Raw genomic sequence first — 20,945 nt, 5'->3', positions numbered from 1 at the left:
AAATGAGTCGATACGACATCACCCGGACCAACCGAGCCGTGGAGCGCTTGATCGAGACGACGGACAACCCCCGTCACCTCTACATGCTGCACGCCTACAACCGGCACCGCTACCTGGAAATGGCCGGGCGTTACGAGGAGATCTTCGCCCCGGACATGACCGTCGAGAAGCCGGTGTACCACTTCAACATGCTCGGCAAGAGCGTCACGGTGGAAGGCACCGAGGCAGTCAAGGGGCTCTACCATGCGTGGAAGGACACCGCCCAGTGCATCTTCTATGCCGACGACGAGAAGCTGGCGATCAGCGATGACATGATCGTGTCGACGTCGTACATCTACCAGCAAACGCCGGGCGTCCTCCTCGCCGCCGAAGGAATGGCCGCCGATCCCGAGGCCACCTATCTGGTGAAGACCGCCGAGCACATGATCTGGCCCTACGACAACGGCCGGCTGGTCGGTGAAGACGTCTGGGAGTACGACGAGAGCGCGCGGGAGTTCATCCAGCTCGACCCGGCCGACGTCCTGAGTGTCGAACAGTCGGCGAAGCTGCTCGATCCGCTGATCAAGCCGCTGCCGGAGCACAACCCGTTCCTCACCTGACCCGACATCCCGGGAAACCCGCTCTGTGTGGTTTCCCGGGGCGGACCATGAACTCATGGCCTCCGACCTGGAAACCCGCGTCGACGAGATCGCCCCGGACACCTACCGGCTGTCCACCTGGATACCTGGGATCACCGAGCATGGCTTCACCTTCAACCAGTTCCTGCTGACCGGCGACGAACCGTTCCTGTTCCACACGGGCCAACGGTTCCTGTTTCCGCAGGTGTCGGCGGCCATCGAGCGAGTTCTGCCGCTGACCCGATTGCGCTGGATCGCATTCGGGCACGTGGAAGCCGACGAGTGCGGTGGGGTCAACCAGTTCCTGGCGGCCGCACCGCGCGCCGAGGTGATCCACGGCCCGCTGGCCATCGGGCTGTCGCTGACCGACATGTGCGATCGACCGCCCGTCGAAGCACTTCTGGACGGCGTGCACGACACCGGTGGGCATCGCTTGCGTTTTCTCGCCACACCGCACGTACCGCACAACTGGGAGGCCGGGCTTTGGTTCGACGAGGCCACGTCGACGCTGCTGGCCGGCGACCTGTTCACCCACACCGGCCAGTGCCCGGCTCTGACTGAGTCCGATTGCGTGGCACCGGCATTAGCGGCCGAGGAGCTGTTCCACGCCACCGGCCTGACCACGAATCTGATACCCACGTTGACCCGGCTGGCCGAGCTGAGCCCCACCACTTTGGCCATCATGCACGGCGCTTCGTTCCGCGGCGACGGGGCCGCGCAGCTGCGGGCGCTCTCCGAGGGATACGCGGGGTTGTTCGGCGCGTCATGACCCGCCGTGACCACCCGCGATGCGTAGCCTTGGCGCCGTGAAGGCGTGGCAATCTTTGGGCGCCCTGCTGGCTGCGGGTGCGCTGTTGTCCGGCTGCCAATCGAGCATCGAAGGCACTCCGGCCACCAGCCCGCAATCACCCACCGAGCCCAGTTTCCCGACCGCACGGCCCACCCGGTCCACCCCGGCGCCCCCGTCGAGTACCACCCCAGCTACCCCCAGTCCCTCTGCTGCAGCTCCGCCGGCCGGGGCTGCCCCATTACAACCGGAGAACGGGTACGTCTTCATCGAGACCAAATCCGGTCTGACCCGCTGCCAGCTGTCCAAGCAGTACGTCGGATGCGAATCCGACTTCACCGACGCACCGGTGATCGACGGCGAGCACGCGACCGGGGTCAGGCTGACGCCGGATGGCCAGATCAAGTGGGTCGTGGGCAACCTCGGTGACATTCCGGTGGTGACCCTCGACTATCGCCAGTACAGCGCTGTGGGCTGGACCATCGACGCGACCGAAGACGGCACCCGGATCAGCAATGACAGCACCGGCCACGGAATGACCATCGCTGTCCAGGGCGTGAAAACCTTCTAGAGTTGGTCCATGACTGTCGCTCGGCGGGAACGTGCCGCCCTCGTCGAATCCATGCGTGCCGCCGGTCCCGACGCGCCCACCCTGTGTGAGGGCTGGACCGCCCGCGACTTGGCTGCCCATCTGGTGGTGCGCGAGCGTCGCCTCGATGCCGCCCCCGGCATCCTCGTGCCTCAGCTCGCGGGCTACACCGAGCGCGTGCAGCAGAAGGTCACCGAGAGCACCGAATGGGCCGAACTGGTGGATCAGATCGCTGCGGGCCCCCCGCTGTACTCTCCGTTCAAACTGCTGGACCCGCTGGTCAACGTGGCCGAGATGTTCATCCACAACGAGGATGTCCGACGGGCCCAACCCGATTGGGAACCAAGGGATCTCGATGACGCGACGGCCTCCGCGCTGTCCCGCGGGATCGGCGCTATGGCCCGGATGACAATGGGCAAATCCCCGGCCCGGGTGGCCTTGACCACCCCGGCGGGCAAAACACTGGCCACGGTCGGCGCCGGCCCGGAGGTGACGGTGACCGGAGATCCGGGCGAGTTGCTGCTGTTCGCCGCAGGCCGCGAACCGGCCCGGGTGACGTTCGCTGGCGACGACGCCGCCGTCGCCGCCCTGCGCGCTGCCCGTCGCGGCCTGTAGAAGCCCAGGTCATCCCGGGCTTTACCCGTTCTTGACTGGGCGCTGAATCGCCCCACCGACGATCAATGCGTGAGTACGCTTTCATCGGTGGAACTGGGGGTTTTGGGACCTCTTCAGGTCCGAATGGACGGTGCGCCCGTCGTAATACCGGGCGCGAAGCCGCGTGCCATCCTCACGATGCTCGGACTCCACGGTGGTGCGGTGGTACCGGCCGACGTGCTCACGGAATTGCTCTGGGGCGACGATCCACCCCGCACGGCCGCCAAGGCCCTGCAGACCCACATCTCCTCACTGCGTCACACTCTCGGCGACGGCTTCGTGTTGACCCAGGGCACCGGCTGGCGGCTGAACACGGCCGAGACCGATGCCTCGCGGTATCAGTCGCTCACCAAGGCAGGCCGGGATGCCCTGGGCGCCGGCGACACCAGCACTGCGGTGACCCGGTTCGACGAGGCGGCCACCCTGTGGCGCGGTATCCCGGAACTGCCCGACGGCCGGCGGGGCGTCTCCGAGAAGACTCGGTGGATCGAGGCCCACGCGGCCCTGGTGGAGGATCGGGCGGACGCGCTTCTCGCGACTGGTCGTGCCGCGGAGATCATCGGCGACCTCGAGGCCGCTGTGGCGGACGCTCCGCTACGCGAACGACGTTGGGGTCAGCTGATGCTCGCGCTCTACCGGGCCGGTAGGCAGGGCGAGGCGCTCGGCGCCTACCGACGGGCCCGGTCGCTGTTGGCCGATGAGCTCGGCGTCGACCCCGGACCTGAGCTCCGGCGGCTTGAGGCAGCCATCGTCGCCCAAGACGCCGAGCTCGATGTCCCAGCGACACAACATGCTCCGTCGGTCACGCGCGCAGTAACCTTCCTGCTGACCGACATCGAAGGATCGACCGCCGCCTGGGAGGCAGACGCCGAGGCCATGGCGGTCGCCCTCGCACGCCACGACGAGCTCGTCGAACAGGTCGTCACATCTCGCGGTGGGCGCCTGGTCAAGACGCGTGGCGAAGGCGACGCCACCTTCTCGGTCTTCGATCGTCCGTCAGCCGCCGCCGCAGCAGCGATCGAGTTGCAGGACGCCATCTTTCACGAGCCGTGGGCGCTGGCTGAACCCATGCGTATCCGCATCGCGTTGCACACCGGGGAAGCCGAGCTTCGCGATGGCGACTACTTCGGCCGTGCCGTCAACCGCGCCGCCCGGCTGCGCTCGCAGGCCTCCGGTGGTCAGATCCTATGTTCGGGTGCGACAGCGGAGCTGGTCATCGACTCTTTATCCGACGACGTTGCGCTCGTCGACCTGGGCATGCGCCAATTGAAGAACCTGGCACGGCCCGAGCACATCTTCGAGCTCCGCCTCCAGACCGCCGAAAGCCCTCCACCGGCAGGCGATTCCCCCATTGAGCGGCCTGCCATACCGGCGGTTCTCGCGGGACCGGGTCCGTTTGTCGGGCGTGGCCGTGAACTGGCGGAGCTGCTCGCCGCCTGGCACCAGACGGTCATCGCGGGCACCCGCGCCGTACTGATCGCGGGAGAACCGGGCGTGGGCAAGACCCGCCTGGCCGGCGAATGGTGCCGGCAGGCATACGAACAGGGAGCGCTCGTGCTGTACGGCCGTTCCGACGAGGATCTCGGTGCGCCGTACCAACCGTTCGCCGAAGCCCTGCGCACACTCGTGCCCGGCGTCGGTTCCGATCGGTTGCGCGGAATGCGCGGCATAGAGGCGCTACTGCCGCTGGTTCCCGGGTTGACCGACGTGCTGCCCGATGTCGCCGCACCCCCACACGGCGATCCGGACACCGAACGCTATGCACTGTTCGACGCCGTCGTCGCCCTGCTGGGCATCGCCTCGTTGGACGTGCCCATCGTCCTGGTACTCGATGATCTTCATTGGGCGGCCAAGCCCACCCTGCTCCTCTTGCGCCACCTCTTACGTTTCGGCGAGCATGCCCGCGTCCAGATCGTGGGTACCTACCGGAGTACCGACCTCGACCGGTCCCATCCCTTGGCCGCGATGCTCGCCGACCTCCACCGCGACGGCAGCGCCGAACGCATTGCCCTCAACGGCCTCGACGAGGACGACGTGACGGCGTATGTGGCCGAAGCCGGATACGACGACGAAGAGCTGGCCCGGGCATTGGCATCGGTCACCGGTGGCAACCCGTTCTTCCTCATCCAGGCATTGCGCCATGTCGACGAAAGCGGTGGGCATTGGGACCCGAGCACGCTGCCGCAGGGCGTCCGGGAAGCCGTGAGCCGCAGACTTTCCCGTCTTCCGCTCGAGACGAACAAGGCGCTCGCCGCGGCCGCGGTGGTCGGCAGCCAGTTCGCCCTCGACCTGGTCGAGCAAGTGGTCGGCCAGGATCTCGTCGACGCATTCGACGAGGCGTGCCAGGCCGGCATCCTCATCGAGGAGCCCGGCGGTCTCTACCGCTTCAACCACGCCATCGTCCGGCAATCGCTGCTCGCTGAACTCGCCTCCGTGCGCCGCATGCGGCTGCACCAGCGGATTGCCGCGGCGCTGGAGAATCTGCCGGGTGCCGGCGACGAACTTCTGGCCGATCTGGCCCACCACTACTTCGAATGCGCCTGGGCGGGAAACGCGGTCAAGGCCGTCGAGTACTGCCGTCGTGCCGCAGACCAGGCAATGGCGCGCCTGGCCTACGAGGGTGCCGCCGACCTGTACGACCATGCCCTGCACGCGCTGGACGAACTGGACGACGAGTTGCCCGACCGCGACGACCAGCGCGTCGAGCTTCTGGTGGCGCGCTGCGAGGCGCTCCTGGCCGCGGGCGATGTGTCTTCGGCGGCGGGTGCGGTAGCGCAACTGAAAGAGGGCACCCGTGATTCGGCACGGCTGGCCGCCTGGGCGACGTGCTTCGATGGCCAGTTGTCGATGCTGGTCGATCCCGAGCGCTTGGACGAGATCGAAACCGCGGTACGCGCAGCCGCCGAAACGCTGGCTGAATTGGATGACAACGCAGGGGAAGCGAAGGCCCACACCGTCCGGGCTGGATGCCTGGCCCGCCTCGGGCGGGTTGCCGACTGCGAACTCGCGCTGGACAACGCACTCACTGCGGCGCGCCAGGCGCGTGAGCACCGTCTGGTGAACGCGGTGTTGGCCGGAGCTCCACTGGCAGCGTTGTGGGGACCCAGCCCGGTTCCGCGCGCAGGCGGACGATGCCTTGACGTGGTGCGCCTGTTGCGGATCACCACGGATTCGCCTGCGGTCGAAGCGACGTCGACGCGCTGCCAGGCTGTACTCGAGGCGTTTCGCGGCCGGGCCGCCGCGGCACGGCGGATGATCGACTCCGCGCGACGGACGGTCACCGAGCTGGGATTGCGCCATGCGCTCCTCGAAGTTGAGCACTTCGCCGGCATCGTCGAGTTGGTGCTCGATGATCCTTCTGCTGCCGAGGAACATCTTCGGCTGGCCTACAACGGTTTCCGTCGGATGAAGCTGGATGCCGATACAGCGGAGGTGGCGGCCCTGTTGGCGCGGGCCTGCCTCCTGCTGGACCGAGACGTCGAGGCTGAAGAATTGTGTTCGGAGAGTGAGCGACTCGCGGGGCATGCGTTGAAGGCCGCCATTACTTGGCGCACGGTGCGGGCACAGCTGCTTTCAGATGGGGGCTCCCACGAGGACGCCAGGCAAGCGGCCGAGGAAGCCGTCGCCCTGGCGGAGCGCACCGATGCGCTGGTCGATCACGGCGATGCATGTCTGGCCCTGGCGACTGTGCTGACTGCCGCGGGCGACGTCGGCGGAGCACGGACCGCAGCTGAACATGCTGTCGAGCTGTACGAACTCAAAGATGCTGTGGCACTTTCGGAAAAGGCGCGCCTTCTTGTCGGCGAGCAGAATCCGCCGCCCCCGCCAGCTGCCCCCGAAGTGCCGGTTGCCGAGTTCGACAATGCGTGCGTGCGGGCGATCCGCCGGCTGAGTTCCGCTGTCCACCGGCAGGCCTGGGCCGAGTATGAGGAGATGCTGGCGTCCAACGTCACCGTCGAGAGTCACCGGAAGATCGTCGGCTTTCCCCGCGCAGTCTTCTCGTCGACGGAATGGACACAGCAAGTGGCGCACCTCCCGCGTTTCGGCGTGGTACGGCACGACATTACGTTTGTCGCAACGAGAGGCGACCGCCTGGCTCTCTCCCGGCTGGTGATAGCCACTGCGGATCAAAGCCCCGGAGCGCCAGAGGAAGAGTGGCTCCAGCTTCAAGCGCTTGACGAAGAAGGTCGAATCGAACTGGTCATGTGGTTCGACCTAGAAGACATCGACACCGCGATGGCCGAACTCGATTCGTTGCACGCACGATTCGAAGCGCCGGTTGGGATGCACACGGCGGCCGTCGAAGCGTACGAACGTGCTGCGGCAGCTATCGATACCGGGGCATGGGACGACTTTGAGCTGATGTTTGCTCCCGAAGGTTCTATCGAGAGTCGGCGCAAGCTCGTCGGCTTCAAGCGGACTGAATTCTCGTCACGCGACGTCGTGCATCAGACGAGGTGCGATCTCGAGAACGGAATCATGCGGGCGGACCATGCCATTATCGCTGTACGAGGAGAACATCTCGGCATCGCACGGGTGACCATAAGCACTGTCGATGATAGTCCCGGCGCACCGCAGGACGAATTTCTCCAGGTGTACGGCATCGACGGGAACGGCCGAATCGCTCTGCAAATATGGTTCGACCTCGATGACATCGAAGCCGCGATCGCCGAACTCGACAGCCTGTGCACCCGGTTCGGGGCAACTCAACGAGTGCCGCTGGAGAACACGGCGACGCGCGCCGACGACCGGTTGATCATGTTGTTCAATGCCAATCGGCTGGATGAAGTCAGTGCGCTGTTCACCGAGGACACACTGCTTGATGACAAGCGTCAAGGTTTTCGACGCGAAAGCAATGATCGTGCAACGGCGGTCGACAATATCCGCGTCATCGCATCCTTGGGAGCCGCCGTCGCGAAGACGACGCTTGCCCTCCGAGGCGACCGACTGTGCCTCAGCCGCCTTCGCTTCGAAGCTCGTGCCACTCGGCCCGTTGCATATTGCGTTGAAACGCTCGAGATCACCGAGGTCGACACCGACGGGTTGATGATGGCCAAGGCTGTGTTCGACCTCGACGACATCGACGCTGCGTTCGCCGAACTCGATGCGCGGTATCTCGCCGGCGAAGCCGCCCCGTATACGCGGACCTGGTCCACCGTCATCGGCGCATACGCCGCGTTCAACCGGCGCGAGATTCCTCCGACGACACCTGACTGGGTGAACATCGACAAACGTCACGCGGCGGCAGCGTTCGCGCCCGGCGACATGGTCAGGTACATCCAAGCCGCATGGGAAGATTCACCCGACACCAAGATTCAGATCGCGGCCGTTCATCGCCTCAGCCACTTCGGAGCGGTTGTCACCCATTTTGCACGTGGGACTTCGCAAGATGGCTTCGAGGCCGAGTGGAGAGACCTCCACGCCTTGATGGTGGCAGGCGGTACCGTCTGCCACTCTGAGCTATTCGACGCGAGCGACCTCGACACCGCACTCGCACGGTTCGATGAGCTCAGTCGGCCGGCGCCACGGCTGGAGAACGCAGCAACCCGTGTGTACGGGGACATCATTTCGAACTTTCATACCCATGATTGGGATGCCATTCGAGAGTTCCTGGCCGAGGAGATTTCAACCGAGGACCGTCGTCGGGTAGTGAACTCCGACCGCCGACATGGACGCGACGCGGTGATTGACGAGATCACCGCCATCGCTGACGTCGGTGTGACGGAAGCTCAGTCAGACTTCTTCGCAACCCGCGGCAGGTTCCTCGCTTTGAGCCGGAGTCGAGCCTCGGTAGCGGCCCAGCAACCCGACTCTTTCCGCAGCGACCTTCTCGAAATCATCCAGGTGAACGGCGACAACAAAGTCTGCAAACGCCTGGTGTTTGATCCCGACGACTTGGACGCCGCGCTCGCCGAACTCGAAACCTGTTACCTCGCCGGCGAAGCGGCGCCGTATGCGCACACGTGGTCGGCCGTAGTGTCGGGATATGCCTCGCTCAACCGGCGCGAATTACCTCCCACGACGCCAGGTTGGGTGAATCTCGACCACCGGCGAGCTCCCGAATGCGCCCCGGGCGAGTCGACCGCCTACATGCAAGCCGCGCTGGATCTCGAACACGACATCAACATCTGCGTGGAGTCCGTTCATCGGTTGTCCGACAACGCAGCCGTCGTAACCCGGGTGGCGCACACCACCTCACGCGACGGCTTCGCTCCGCAACGGAGAGATGTCAACCTTCTGGCTTTCGAACACCAGCGCATCAGTCGCTGCGAGATCTATGACGAGTCAGACCTCGACGCCGCGCTAGCGAAGTTCGACGAACTCTGCCGACCGGCTCGGCGGCTGCAGAACGCGGCAAGCCAAGCGACCGATCGTTTCCTCGAGCGATTCACCGCCCGCGACTGGGATGCCATGAGGAAGGCGGTCACCGACGACATCAGCTTCGACGACCGTCGTCAGGTGATCAACGCCGACCTGCAAACCGGGCGGGAAGCCTTTGTCGAAAACTTCCGGATAGCAGCAGATCTCGGCGCCACGCAGTTTCCTACCGCCATCGCGACCCGTGGGGAACGTCTCGTCCTCGCTCGGGCTCGGTTCTCGCTCGGCGGTGGCACGCCCGAGGAGTTCGGTCTCGATCTCCTACACGTGATCAAAGTCGATGCCGACAATCGGATTGCAGCGACCGTCACATTCGACGACGACGATTTCGATGCTGCACTACACCAGCTCGAAGATTGTTATCTCGCAGGCGAAGCCGCCGGCCACGCACACACGTGGTCGCTCATAGCAGGGGCGTTCGCCGCAACCAACAGACGCCACATGCCCGAGTTCGCGCGGGACTGGGTGAGTATCGATCACCGGCGAGCGCGAGGGTTCGCGCCTGGGGAATTGGGCGCATACATACGCGCCACGTGGGACCTCACACCGGACGTCACCAGCTACCCCGAGTCCGTCCATCGGCTGAGCAACGGTGGAGCCGTCCTCACTCAGGCGGTCAGCGGCACCTCCCAAGGCGGCTTCGATGCCGAATGGCGGGAGGTCGTCGTCGTGACTGTCGACGGCGACCTGATCAACCGCATCGAGCTGTTCGACGAGTCAGACCTCGACACCGCGCTGGCCCGCTTCGAGGAGCTGAGCCCGACGGCCGGGCGTCTACAGAACGCTGCCAGCCGCGCATATGAGCGCCTCCAGAAGCGTTTGGCAGAACGTGATCTGGATGCGATCGGGACCATGCTGGCCGAAAATTTCTGCGGGGACGACCGTCGTCACGTCGTAGGCTCCGCAGTCCGGCATGGTCGGGATGCCGCCATCGAAGATGCCCGCGCAGTCATCGATCTCAACGCCAGGAACACAGCGACAAGAGTCACGGCGACCCGCGGTGAGCTCCTCGCACTCAGGCGCTCCCGGTACGCAGTCGGCAGCGACCAAACCGAAGCATTCCACGTCGACCTTCTCGACATCATTACGGTCGATACCGACGGGCGGATCACCGCACTGATCACCCTGGACCCCGACGACATCGACGCTGCCTTCGAAGAACTCGACGCTCGCTACCTCGCCGGCGACGCGGCCGCGTACGCGCGGACGTGGTCGGTAATAGCGAATGCCTACGCCGCCTTCAACAGACGCGAAACTCCGCCGACAACGCCGGATTGGGTGAACATCGACCACCGCCGCGCGAATGCCTTTGCGCCTGGTGATCTCGTCGCGATCACCCGTGCCGCGTGGGACGACGCGCCGAATGTCAGGGCTCGTCTCGAAGCTGTACATCGGCTGAGCCAACATGGCGCCGTCGTCACCCAGGTGGCTCAGGGGACTTCGCAAGCCGGCTTCGACGCCGAGTGGCGCCAAGTCCACCTTCTGACGGTCGACGGCGACCTGCTCGCGCGCTGCGAAGTATTCGACGAGACGGACCTCGACACTGCACTCGCAAGGTTCGACCAACTGAGTCAGCAATCATCACAGCTCGCCAACATCGCCAGCCGGGCACATGATCGCTTCATAGCGTGCTTTGCAGTCCGCGATTGGGCAGCGATCGCCGAACTTCTGGCCGCAGACGCCTACACCGACGATCGGCGTGGGGTAGTGAACACCGGTCTCATACGAGGTCGGGATGCCGTGGTCCACGAAATTCAGGCGCTCGCGGATATCGGCGGTCGAAAACTCACGTCAGAGGCAATTGCGGTTCGAGGAGAACGCCTTGTCCTCCGTCGCACCCAGTATTCGGGCAGCGACGATCGCGAGGTGTACCTCGTCGAGGGTTTGGAAGTCCTCGAGGCAGATGCGGATGGGCGTCTGGTGGCACGCGTCGCATTCGACCCCGACGATCTCGACGCCGCCTTCGACGAACTCGACGCCCGCTATCTGTCCGGTGAAGCGGCACCGTATGCGCGCACGTGGTCTGCCGTGGTCAGTGGGTACGCCGCTCTGAACCGGCATGAGCTGCCTTCGGCGACGCCAGACCTTGTGAACATCGACCATCGGCCAGGCGTCGCCTTCGTGCCGGGCGACTTGTTCGCTTATATCCAGGCCTCTTGGGATGTATCGCCGGATCTGAAGATCCACATCGAGACGGCCCATCGTCTGAACAAACTTGGCACGGTCATCACCCAAGCGGCGAGCGGGAGTTCGCGCGAGGGCTTCGATGCCGAGTGGCGACAGGTCGTGGTGTTCACAGTCGACGGCGACGAGGTGAACCGCTGCGAAATGTACGAAGAGTCCAACCTTGACGCCGCGCTGGCCCGCTTCGACGAAATCACTCAGCAGCCGCCCACTTGAGATCGCCGATAGGCTGGCGATCGTGGATTTCCGTGTATTCGTCGAACCCCAGCAAGGCGCTACCTACTCCGATCAGCTCGCGGTTGCCCGTGCTGCCGAGGCCTTGGGTTACTCGGCGTTCTTCAGATCTGACCACTACCTGGCGATGAGCGGTGACGGTCTGCCCGGGCCGACCGACTCCTGGGTCACGCTGGCCGGCATCGCCCGTGAGACCTCGACGATCCGGCTGGGCACCATGGTCACCTCGGCCACCTTCCGCCATCCAGGTCCGCTGGCCATCTCGGTGGCACAGGTCGACGAGATGAGCGGTGGCCGTGTCGAATTGGGCCTCGGCGCGGGCTGGTTCGAGGCCGAGCACCAGGCCTACGCCATCCCGTTCCCGCCGCTGGGTGAGCGTTTCGACCGGCTCGAAGAGCAGCTGCGCATCCTCACCGGCCTCTGGGCCACGCCGGTTGGCGAGGCTTTCGACTTCACCGGCGATCACTACACCGTCGTCGACTCCCCGGCGCTGCCCAAGCCCGCACAGTCATCTCTGCCGATCGTCATCGGCGGGATGGGCGCCAAGCGCACCCCGGCGCTCGCTGCGGAGTTCGCGTCGGAGTTCAACGTGCCGTTCGTGCCGCTGGACAGCCTGAAAACACAGTTCGCGCGGGTGGCCGACGCGGTGACCGCGGCGGGACGAGCCGCCGACTCGTTGACCTACTCGGCGGCCTTCGTCCTGTGCGCGGGCCGCGACGAGGCGCAGATCGCCGAACGCGCCGCAGCGATCAACCGCGAGGTGGACGAACTACGCAGCAATTCGCCCCTGGTCGGCACACCAGCCGAGATCGTCGACAAGCTGGGACCGTTCCTGGAGGCCGGTGTGCAGCGGGTCTACCTGCAAATGCTCGACCAGTCCGATCTGGATCATCTCGAGCTCTTCGCCGGTGAAGTCATCCGTCAGTTGAGCTGACCGAAGCCCGCTTCAGGGCCGGGCATAGTATCGGTGCCCGTGGCCGGTGACGAGGACGATCAGGGGCAGCCTCCCGAGGCGCCCTGGCATCACTCGACGCCGGCAGTCGCGGGGGCCAGCGCCGCCGCGCTCGCCGTGATCGGCCTGGTGTTGTGGGCCGTGATCTCGCTGACCAGCTCCGGAGGGCCCGAGGACGCTCCCATCGATTTCGTCCCGCCCACCTATACGTCGACCTCGAAGACCACGAAGTCCACCACTACCCGGACCACCACCTCACGCCTGCCGGTGACCACCGAGTTCGGCGTGCCGTCCGACACCACGACCACCTCGCCCTCGGAGACGACCGAGACATCGCCCACCACGTCGTCCGAGACCACCACGACGACAACGACGACCACCACGACAACGACCACGCCGTCGTACACGTCGCCGGGCGCCGACTACGGGGAGTACCCCACGACGCACTACCGGCCGCGTACCAACGTGACACGCACGCTGTATCCCCCGCCGGGCGGCTGAGCGCGCCTACCATCGGCGCGTGTCGAACTATTACGACGACGAGGAGCCGACGCAGTACGCGCCCAGCTACGGCGAGTACTCCGAGCAGCCCCCGCCGCCCACTCCCGAGCCCGTCCCCTGGTACCGCAAGCCCGCTGCGCTGATCGGCATGGGTGCACTGGGCGCAGTCATCGCGGCGCTGGTCATCTATGCCCTGGCGCAGTTGTTCTCGTCCGATTCCTCGTCGACGACCACGACTACCACCACGTCGACCACCACCACATCGGTCGCCACCTCGGCCCCGGTGGTTCCGGCACCGACTCACACCGTCACCGAGACGGTCGTGCCGACCACCACTGTCGAGGAAACCACCGCAACCACCACGACTACTGAGCCCGCCACGACGACCGAGACCACAACCACGACGACGGCCCCGCCGACGACAACCACGACTGCGCCGGTGACGACGACAACGGCGCCGCCCGCGGGTAACCCCTAACCTCACTCGGCACTCAACGTGGCGGATTGCAGCCACTATCAAGCAGCAATCCGCCGCGTAAACGGTTCAGGGGGCCGGGGCAGCTGAGGTGGGCGTGGCTGCGGGCGTGGGCTCGGGTGCCTTCGTCGGCTCCGGCGAATGCGTGGGCTCCGGCGTAGGTGTGGGCTCTGGCGCATGTGTCGGCTCAGGCGTCGGCTCTGGGGTGTGTGTCGGCTCAGGCGTCGGCGCAGGAGTCGGCGACGGTGAAGGCGTAGGTGACGGTGACGGCGTAGGCGACGGCGGCGTGAACGTCGGGATCGGCAACTGTGGAAGCGTGACGGGCGGAAAAACCAACGGCGGCACCGGAATCGACGGCAGTGCTACCGGAGGCGCAGGCAGCGGCGCAGGCGCCGGAGCCGCCGGCGGTGGCAGGGGCGCTTGCGGCGCGGGAGCCACTCGCTGCGGTGCGGCTGGGCTCTGCGCACTCTGCACCATCCGTGGTGCGGCCGCCGGGCGCGGCGCAGCTTGTGCGGGCGCACCGGTACCAGGACCTGGCCAGGACGGATCGCGCACCACCACGGTCCGGGTGGGCGGTGCGGGCGCGGCCTGGGCCAAGGGGGATTCGGCCGGAACGGTTTGTGGCCCCAGCAGTCCGGACACTGCGGCGTCGAGGCGATCGGCCCGTGCCGACAACACCATGCCGACGGTGCCGACCAGGGCCAGGAACACCGCTGCATAGGTCACCACACCGCCACGCCGGTACCAGGCAACACGCGCTGGAGCGGGTGCCATAGGCGGTTCGGAGAACACGAATTCGGGCCGGGCCGAATCCTCGGTCACCGATTCGGGAATGAACTCGGCAACCTCAGCTGCAGAGTCTTCCACCGACCAGGCCAGCGCGGACGCGGCCACCGTGCCGGTCGCCGAAGCAGCCGAAGCAGCCGAAGCCGAGACAGCAGACGCAGGCGCAGGAGCGGCCACAGGACCAACCGCCACCTGCGTTGCCGTCTCGTCGACCCCGCGTCGGGCCAGCAGGCCGGCACCGACCGCGGCGATCACCTGGGCCTGCGGCACGGTGGTGACCGGAAGCCGGAAAGCCGATGAAAGCCGTTGGGTGACAAGTGGTATCCGCGCTCCACCACCGACGGTTACCAACGCCGCCAGCTGCGCAGGGTGAATACCGTTGCGACGCAGCAGGTCCAGCATGGCCTCGATGACGCCACCGAGCGGCTGGTCGACTACCGCGTCGAGTTCGGCACGGGTGAGCCTCATTGCACCGCCAACCCCGGCCAGGCTGGTGGCACTCTGATCGCTCAACCGTTCCTTGGCATCGCGGCACTCATCCCGCAGCCGCGCCAGTGTGCTCACCGCTGCAGTGCCGGCGGGTTCGGCCTCCAGATTGCGCAGGACGAGTCGCAGCACTTCCTGGTCGATCAGATCGCCGGAAAACTCGTCGAACCGCACGGTCTGGCCGATGGTCGCGAATCCCGCGGCAGCGTCGGCCAAGGTCAGGCTGGTACCGGTCCCGCCGAAGTCGCACAGGGCGACCACGCCGCGGGCCGGCAGGCCCGGATACGACTGGATGGCCGTGAGCGCGGCGACCGAATCGGGAATCACCCGGACGCCGGGCATCGCCCGCCGCACAGAATCGACAGCCGCCGAGCTCCAATGCGAGGGCACCGCCACCACCGAGGCATCCGGACGCTGCGCGGGGCTCACCTCACGCGTCAGCGCCTCGATCGCCCCGGCCAACAACTGCTCCGCGCGATGCATCGAACCGTCGGCGGCGACCAACGGCACCGGATCGCCGACCCGTCCCACGAAATCGGTGAACACCAGCCCGCCATCGGCCAAGGACGGCGCACCGACCACAGGCCCACGATGCCCGGACACGGTGAGCACCGCCCGCCGCACCAACGGCGTGTGGTCGGCGATCGCCACCAGATTGGTCGCCCCCACGGACAACCCCAGGCAATCACGCATACCTGTATGTCGGCGGCGGAGCCCGATTCGTTAGTGCCGCGCCGAGTACTCGGCCACCAGCGCCTCGGCGCTGCGGACCGCGGCCCGACAGGCCCGCGTGGTGAAGGGGTCGTTGAGGGGATGCTCGGCGCGCCGCCGCCAACGCTGCGCCGCCGCGAAGGCCGCGCGGGGCCCGTCGAACGGCGCATCGGGCTGCAGCCCGAGCCGGCTGGCCGCATCGGTGCCCGAGCCACCGATGATGCGGCGAAGTGAGGCCATCTCGTCCTCGTTCAGCGTCGTGGGACGCGAGCGCAACAGGCTGAGCAACCGCAGCTCCTCGAAGGCATGCGTGTCGGCGAGCAGCGGGTCGATGTCGGCAAGGATGTAGGGCGTCGCATAAATCGGGTTGCGCTGCACGAACTGCCGCAACGACAGCAGCGCCGTGTGCGCCTTGAGCAGCTCCGACCGTTGTGCGAACTGCTGGTCGATCACGTCGCGCAGGGCGATCAGGCCGCTGCGTTCCAGCAGTTCGTCGGCCAGTGCCACGGAATCGGACACCCCGGCGTGCATCACCGCGATCGAGATCCGGATGCCGAACATGCCGAACCGGTCCAGCAGCGCCGCGCGGGTGGCCGCGTCGACCGGCAGCGAGCTGTCCTCGCGGACGAACCGGTCCACCGAGAGCATCGCCTTGGTCAGCTGGGCGGGTTCGATGCCCGCGAGCTTCTGCAGCGCGACGAACTCGCTCTGCCGCAGGGTGCGGGCGGTCAGGGCGAGGAGACCCGACACCGGGACCACGGCCTGGCAGATCCCGGTCTTGTCCATCTCCTCGGTGAACCGCTTGGCGACGTCCTTGGCCGACATCATCGCGTCGATGCGCCCGGCACCGATCTCATCGGCCCGCGAGGCCACGCCGATGACACCGAGTGCGCCCGAGGACCCGCCGACGAGCTCACCGATCTGTTTGAGCAGGGCGATGTCGGCGGCGTTGAGGGTGCGGAGCAGGAACACCACGGCGTCGACGCGAGGAACGCCGTCCTCGGGCACCAGGAGCCGGTGGGTCCGCATCGATACGTCTCGCGACAGTGACGAGGTTCCCGGGGTGTCGATGATCGTGGTGTCGATGAGCTCGGCGGCCGGCCACTCGACGTCGAGATCGACTACGTCCTCGGGGTTCAGCCCGGCGAAGCTGAAGGTGAGACCGCGATCGTGCGGGTCCCGCGCGATCGGCACATTGGCACGCCGCCCGCCGCGGTGGTTGGCGGTCACCTTGGGCGTGGGCCCATGCCGGAACCAGGTGACGATGCGGGTCGCCTCGGTGGCATCGGTGGGCGCGATGTCCTCCCCGACCAGCGCGTTGACGAGGGTCGACTTGCCTGCCTTGAGCGTGCCGGCCAGCGCGATCCGGATCGGCTGGTTGAGCCGGCGTCCGATGCGGTCGAGCTCGTTGTGGACGTCGGGCCGATTGCGGTAGGCCGGGTCACCCCGGTACGCCTTGATGGTGCCGCCCAGAATCGAGCGCACCTGTTCGGCCGTGCTCACGCTGCGGGGTCCAACCTTTCGACGCCGGGTAACGCTTCGAGCTTAAAACGTGCCGAACACGCTTGAATATTCACCGGGGCGATCGCGCGGTCGGCCTCTCGGTCCGCCGGCACGGAGGTGCAGCACATGGAAACTGCGAGCAGAGTCAGTTCCGACACCTGGCGGGCCGCCACCTGGTCGGTACCGCTGGTTTTCCAGTTGGTGCTGACGCTCTTCCTGTCGACCACCTGGGCGGCACGAAAGTGGGTGTTGGTCGGCGACCCGTTCCCGATAGTGATGTCGGCCGGGGCTGCGATGTCCGCCGTGATCGCCCTCGTGATCAGCATTGCGCTCCTGAAAGCCCGGTCATCGCGCTGGCGCGGCGTCGGTCTGGCTGTCGCCGGCTCGGCTGCAGCCGTGTTGATCGGTTGGCTGCTCGCTGCATTCTGGATCTACGAATGACGGACAGCCCCGCGCCGACCAAGTTCGGTCCTCTCAGCTTCGTGGCGGCTCTGATCACCAGTCTCATATTCGAATTCACCGCTGTGACAATGGGATACTTCGTGATCTTCCTGCTCTACATCGTCTTGCCCGCGCTCCTGATCGTGGCTGCGATCGGAGGCCTGCTCTACTTCTCGGGAGGCAAGGCGACACAGGTCGGTCTCGGAATGCTGATCGGCTGTCTGGCGGCTCCGTTGACTGCGGCGATTGCGGTCATCGTCCTGGTTGTCACCTAGCCGGAGCTCAGTTGCCCTCTCCCGCCAGATTCCTGGCGTGGTCGACGACCTGGGTGAGGATGTTCTTCTGGCGCTCCAGTTCCCTGACCCGGGTGTTGCGCTCGTTCTCCTCGACCTTCGCCGCGGCAAGGGTGGCCTGCAGCGATTCGTTGAGCGAGCGGGTGGTCTGGTTGGCGATCCCCCGGTAGTGGTCGCGCAGTTGCCGCTGAATGCCCTTGAGCCGGTCCCGCGATTCCTTGCCGACGACGAAGGCGACGTCGTCGATGAACTTGCGCATGTTGGTCTTGGCCTCGCCGCGCACGCGGAGCATGCGGTTCTCCATGTCCTCCTTGTAGGCCTTGCGGCCCAGCACCAGACCGGCACCCAGCGACAGCGGGTTGAACATGCCGAGCCCCGCGAAGGAGGTCAGCATGCCGAACATCAGCACGCCACCGTAGGAGCCGCGCATGCCGGTGATGACCTTGTGGCCGGCCTTGATCGGTTTGGCCTCCAGCCGGGCCAGCGATTTCATCTCGCCGAATCCGGCGCCCATGTCGCGGGCGTCGATCTGAGGCAGCTGCACCGCCTCCAGACCTGCCTCGGTGAAGGTGCGGGCCACCTCGGCGGCCAGTGCCTCGGCACGCTGGTAGGCCCAGACGAAATTGTCGCCGACGGCGGTTGCCACCGCTTCCTCCAGCTCCGAGCCGATCTCGGCCCAGTGCAGGGTGGGGTCGCCGGTGTCGATCACCTTCTCTGCGTGCTGGGTGATGTTGCGGAACCGGTTACGCAGATCGTGGTCGACGTCGGCGGTCAGGTCGGCGATACCGTCGTTGAGCACCTGCTGCCACAGGGCGGTCTGCTGCAGGGCGTCCTGGGCTTCCTGCTTGCGCCGTTCCAGCTCGGCGGTGAGCCGCTCACGTTCGCCGGGATCGGTGAAGGCAGACAGCTCGGAGTCAACCGACAACAGCAGATGCTCTGCAGCCGACTGGATTTCGGCGACCACCTGGTCGCGAATCCGGTCGCTCTCGCGGGTCAGCACGCGGTCGGACAGGAACTTCACGATGGCCGGGAAGTTCGACTCCTCGTTGAGTTCTTTGTCGTTGAGCTGGATTGCGTGGCTGCGCAGCACACTGGAGACAGGCGTGATCGGGGTCGATATACCCGCCCGTTGCAGGTGGCCGGTATTGGCGCCGACGATCTCGCGCCAGTGCGGGTAAAGGTCTGTCTTGGTGGCGACAACCGTTGCCACCGGACAGATTTCGATCGCCTGGCGAATGAAGGTCATTTCCGGCTCGGTGAATTCCTGGCTGGTGTCGCTGACCATCAGCAGCGCATCGGCGTCGGGCAACAGGCCCAGGGTCGCCGAAAGGTGCGGCTGCCCGAGCCCGCCGACTCCCGGGGTGTCGACGAAGGCCAACCCGCCCTTGAGCAATGGGCTCGGCGCGGTGACCTCGACTCGCAACACCTCACGGCCGCCGGCCTGCGGAGCGCGACGCAGGTCGTTGGTCACCTCCGAGGGCGGGATCTCGATCAGTTCGGGTTCGGCCCCGTCGGGCCGGGCCACCACCAGCCGTGCCGACGGCTGCTCTCCGTAGGCGACGACGGTGGCCAGCACGGTGGATTCGTCATCGCCGACGCGGGCCACCGGAATGTTGAGCAGCGAGTTGAGCAGTTGGCTCTTGCCCTGCTTGAGCTGGCCGGCGATGACCACGCGGATCTGTGGGTCACTGATGCGCACCTTCGCCACCCGGAGCCGCTCCACCAGATCGCCGCGATCGTAGGTGTCGGCAATCGTGCTGGTGTGGTCGATGAGTTCGACGATCACCTTGACCTTGCGCGGGTCATTCGGTTGCGTCATCAGATTTCCTCCTGCATGCCGGGCTCAACGGTAGGCGCGCCAACGGGACGGGGGCCACCCGCGTAACGGATGGCCCCCGCCCCTGTGGGATCGGATCAGAAGGCGTCGAACCCGGTTTCGATCGGGTTGTGCGACGCGACATCGGTGTGGGACTGCGAGTGCGAGTCGTAGCTGTTGCCCGAGCCCAGCGCCGAGCTGGTGTCGTTGTGCGACCCGAAGGACGTGTCGTTGTGCGACGCGGTGTCGTTGTTCGACGCGAACGCGGTGTCGTTGCCCGACCCGATGTTCGAGGTGTAGCTCGACGAGTTGTCCTCGACACTGTGCGTCGATTCGGTCTGAACCGAGGTGTGCGTCGAGTTGTCCTGGGTGTTGCGGCTGCCGTAGTCACCGTCGACCGTGGTCTGGTTACCGCCGACCGCGTGGGTCGAGGCATCGGTGAGGATGATCGAGCCGGCGTTGCCGCCGTCGCCACCGGACGCACCGCCGCTGCCGATCCCGATCAGGCTGTCGCCGCCGGACGCGCCGCCGCCGTGGCCACCGCTCATGTCAACGTCCTTGATCACCGGACCGTCGTTGCCGGACACCACGTCGCCGCCGGCGTGCTGCGAGCTGTCCTCGATGGCGTTGCCCTCACCGACGTTGACGTGCGAACCGGAACCGGCCCAGACGTCACCGTTGTTGGTGGTGTTGCCGTCGCCGAGCACGGCGCCGTCACCGCTGACGATGTCGCCCTTGTTCTCCCCGTCGACCACCACGCCGCCATTGGTGGCGGTGTTGGTGCTCTTGTCGCCGAGGGTGATGTCACCGAAGCCCAGATTGAAGGCGCCCTGCTGGGCGTTGGCGCCGGCGTCCTGGTTGGGGCTCATCACCGGCACGTTGTTGTGACTGGCCCACTCGGTGTCGTTGTTGCTGGCAACCTCCGGCGCGAACTGTGTCTGCGGGGAGAAGGGCGAGGCGACCTGGTTGCCGAACGAGGCCGGGATGCTGTGGTGGTCGGCGACGGCGCGCTGCAGGCCGAGTACCGGGTTGCCGCCACCGAGCAGGACACCGGCCGGGGCGGCGGTGGCCGCGACGGCGTGCAGCTGGGCCGCGGTCACGTTCGGCAGGCCGGCGTCACGCAGGCTGCCGTCCGGGTCGGCGATGAACGAAGCTGCCGAGGCGGGGCTGCGGAACAGGTCCAGGATGAAGTCGATCAGAGTGGTCATTGCTCCAACCTTTCGGATGTTTCTGTGGAGTGTCTGGTGACTCCCCGTGCCGGGCTCTCCGGCGATCTGGAGACAACGTTATGGGCGCGCCGCAACACCGGAAACGGGGTCGATTCCCCTCCCCGCATCTTCCCCACTCGGGGTGCAGGGGGTTCCCCCAATAGGGGTATAGGGGATCTGTAGGGGATGGGCCGGCAGCCCCGCATGTCCTGATGTTTCCGCAGGTAAAACGCAATAAGCGCGCGACCGCATGGGTCGCGCGCTTATTGGAAGGTCCGGGGGCTTCAGTCGAAAATATCGAAGCCGCCCGGGTCGTCGGTGTGATGCTCG

The 20,945-nt window shown here is 66.3% G+C and carries 14 protein-coding genes; 10 read left to right on the top strand and 4 right to left on the bottom strand.

Going from position 1 to position 20,945, the window contains the following annotated elements; genetic code table 11:
• Positions 1–2: 2 nt before the first annotated feature.
• The 8 genes from A5779_RS23540 (at position 3) to A5779_RS23505 (ending at position 13,374) form a co-directional block, all read left to right on the top strand.
• Entirely contained in the window at positions 3–599 is a 597-nt protein-coding gene (locus A5779_RS23540) for a hypothetical protein (protein ID WP_064886143.1), read from the top strand.
• Between the two features lie 67 nt (positions 600–666).
• Entirely contained in the window at positions 667–1,386 is a 720-nt protein-coding gene (locus A5779_RS23535) for an oxygen-binding di-iron domain-containing protein (protein ID WP_064886151.1), read from the top strand.
• 37 nt (positions 1,387–1,423) lie between these two features.
• Positions 1,424–1,975, top strand: a complete 552-nt coding sequence (locus A5779_RS23530) for a hypothetical protein (RefSeq protein WP_413784933.1) — start codon at positions 1,424–1,426, stop codon at positions 1,973–1,975.
• 9 nt (positions 1,976–1,984) lie between these two features.
• Complete coding sequence (locus A5779_RS23525) at positions 1,985–2,608, top strand: TIGR03085 family metal-binding protein (protein WP_064886138.1); 624 nt, start codon at positions 1,985–1,987, stop codon at positions 2,606–2,608.
• Between the two features lie 87 nt (positions 2,609–2,695).
• Positions 2,696–11,425, top strand: coding sequence for a BTAD domain-containing putative transcriptional regulator (locus tag A5779_RS23520; RefSeq protein ID WP_064886136.1), 8,730 nt, complete (start codon positions 2,696–2,698; stop codon positions 11,423–11,425).
• A gap of 22 nt (positions 11,426–11,447) precedes the next feature.
• Positions 11,448–12,377, top strand: a complete 930-nt coding sequence (locus A5779_RS23515) for an LLM class F420-dependent oxidoreductase (protein WP_064886134.1) — start codon at positions 11,448–11,450, stop codon at positions 12,375–12,377.
• 39 nt (positions 12,378–12,416) lie between these two features.
• Entirely contained in the window at positions 12,417–12,896 is a 480-nt protein-coding gene (locus tag A5779_RS33900; RefSeq protein WP_082941817.1) for a hypothetical protein, read from the top strand.
• 19 nt (positions 12,897–12,915) lie between these two features.
• Positions 12,916–13,374 carry a hypothetical protein gene (locus A5779_RS23505; protein WP_064886127.1) on the top strand — a complete coding sequence of 153 codons (459 nt, stop codon included), beginning with the start codon at positions 12,916–12,918 and terminating at the stop codon, positions 13,372–13,374.
• A 66-nt stretch (positions 13,375–13,440) separates the two neighbouring features.
• On the opposite strand, the gene A5779_RS23500 is transcribed toward A5779_RS23505, so the two are convergent.
• On the bottom strand, positions 13,441–15,336 hold the full coding sequence (locus A5779_RS23500) for an Hsp70 family protein (RefSeq protein ID WP_064886125.1): 1,896 nt from the start codon (positions 15,334–15,336) through the stop codon (positions 13,441–13,443).
• 30 nt (positions 15,337–15,366) lie between these two features.
• Positions 15,367–16,857, bottom strand: coding sequence for a dynamin family protein (locus A5779_RS23495; protein ID WP_064886124.1), 1,491 nt, complete (start codon positions 16,855–16,857; stop codon positions 15,367–15,369).
• Between the two features lie 126 nt (positions 16,858–16,983).
• Here A5779_RS23495 and A5779_RS23490 point away from each other — a divergent pair, with 126 nt between their 5' ends.
• On the top strand, positions 16,984–17,298 hold the full coding sequence (locus tag A5779_RS23490) for a hypothetical protein (protein WP_064886123.1): 315 nt from the start codon (positions 16,984–16,986) through the stop codon (positions 17,296–17,298).
• Positions 17,295–17,573, top strand: a complete 279-nt coding sequence (locus A5779_RS23485) for a hypothetical protein (RefSeq protein WP_064886122.1) — start codon at positions 17,295–17,297, stop codon at positions 17,571–17,573. Before A5779_RS23490 ends, A5779_RS23485 begins: the two co-directional genes overlap by 4 nt.
• Before the next feature lie 7 nt (positions 17,574–17,580).
• On the opposite strand, the gene iniA is transcribed toward A5779_RS23485, so the two are convergent.
• Entirely contained in the window at positions 17,581–19,410 is a 1,830-nt protein-coding gene (gene iniA, locus A5779_RS23480) for an isoniazid-induced dynamin-like GTPase IniA (protein WP_064886121.1), read from the bottom strand.
• Between the two features lie 95 nt (positions 19,411–19,505).
• A complete protein-coding gene (locus A5779_RS23475; protein WP_064886118.1) occupies positions 19,506–20,615 on the bottom strand; it encodes an IniB N-terminal domain-containing protein in 1,110 nt (369 codons plus the stop codon).
• Positions 20,616–20,945: the final 330 nt, after the last annotated feature.

Source organism: Mycolicibacterium peregrinum (assembly GCF_001665625.1).
Taxonomy (GTDB): domain Bacteria; phylum Actinomycetota; class Actinomycetes; order Mycobacteriales; family Mycobacteriaceae; genus Mycobacterium; species Mycobacterium peregrinum_B.
This window is presented reverse-complemented; position numbering and strand designations above follow the sequence as displayed.